We start from the raw sequence: 1,331 nt of genomic DNA on the forward strand, positions 1-1,331 counted from the left end.
CCGCAGCACTGTGGACACGGCGAGCAACCACCCCGAACGGGCGCGGGGAACTCCCCCAGAGGGGGTACCCCCAGCGCCGAGCCACTCACCGGCAGGTGGTCCCTGAACCGGCAGAACGGGGGCGCCCGGAGGGTCCGGTCACGGCAGAGCAGAATCGGGGGATGGATACGACGGAACAACTACGGGCCCGACGGCGCGCCGCCGTTGCAGCGTGTTCGCGCGTGCTCGCCAACGGCCACGACCGCACGCTGCGCGAATGGTCGGCCCAGCTCACCGAGGATGCCGCTGTCGCGGGCGTGGACCTGGACGCCCCCGCGGATCTGTACGGGAACGGCGTCGTGGAGGAGTTGGAGGCGAGGGTCGCCGCCCTGCTCGGAATGGAGTCCGCCGCGTTCTTCCCGACCGGCACGATGGCGCAGCAGGTGGCCCTGCGGGCATGGGCGGGCCGGACCGGGAACCACACGGTCGCCCTGCACCCGCTCGCGCACCCGGAGATGTACGAGCGGGACGCGCTGCGCACGGTGAGCGGGCTGCGCACGGTGCACCCGACGAGGGCCGCGCGGCTGCCGGACGCGGCCGAAGTACGCGACCTCGACGAGCCGTTCGGCACACTCATGCTGGAACTCCCGCTGCGCGACGCGGGGTTCGTGCTGCCGACCTGGGAGGAGTTGGGCGCGGCCGTGGCCGCCGCCCGCGAGCGCGACGCGGTCGTGCACTTCGACGGCGCCCGACTGTGGGAGTGCGCACCGCACTTCGACCGCTCGCTGCCGGAGATCGCCGGGCTCGCCGACAGCGTGTACGTGAGCTTCTACAAGTCGCTCGGCGGGCTCTCGGGTGCCGCGCTCGCCGGCCCGGCGGACTTCGTGGCGGAGACGAAGGCGTGGCGGCACCGTTACGGCGGCCAACTGGCGCACCAGTTCCCGGCGGTGCTGTCCGCGCTGGCCGGCCTGGAGCGGGTGCTGCCGCGGCTGCCGGAGTACGTCGCGCACGCGAAGACCGTGGCGCGGGCGCTGCGCGAGGGCCTGGCGGAGGCAGGCGTGGTGCTGCCGCGGGTGCACCCGGCGGAACCGCACACCCACGAGTTCCAGCTGTGGCTGCCGTACCCGGCCGAGGCGCTGGACGACGCCGGGGTGCGGATGGCCGAGGAGACCGGGATCAGCCTCTTCGGCCTGCGCCGCTTCATGGAACCCGGGCCGCCCGGACTGTCGATGACCGAGGTCACCGTGACCGAGTCCGCGCTCGACTGGACGGAGTCCGACATCCGGGCGGCCGCGGCGGCGTTCGCCGAACGGCTGGGCCAACGACCTGGGGGGTAGTAGGGAGTCCGCTCC

1 protein-coding gene is annotated in these 1,331 nt (G+C 73.7%); it reads left to right on the forward strand.

The features are described 5' to 3' along the window. Positions 1 to 161 precede the first annotated feature (161 nt). Positions 162 to 1,316 carry a threonine aldolase family protein gene (locus tag AC13HU_RS37275; RefSeq protein ID WP_483046434.1) on the forward strand — a complete coding sequence of 385 codons (1,155 nt, stop codon included), beginning with the start codon at positions 162 to 164 and terminating at the stop codon, positions 1,314 to 1,316. The last annotated feature ends 15 nt before the right edge of the window (positions 1,317 to 1,331 follow it).

The organism is Streptomyces sp. NH27 (assembly GCF_056859195.1).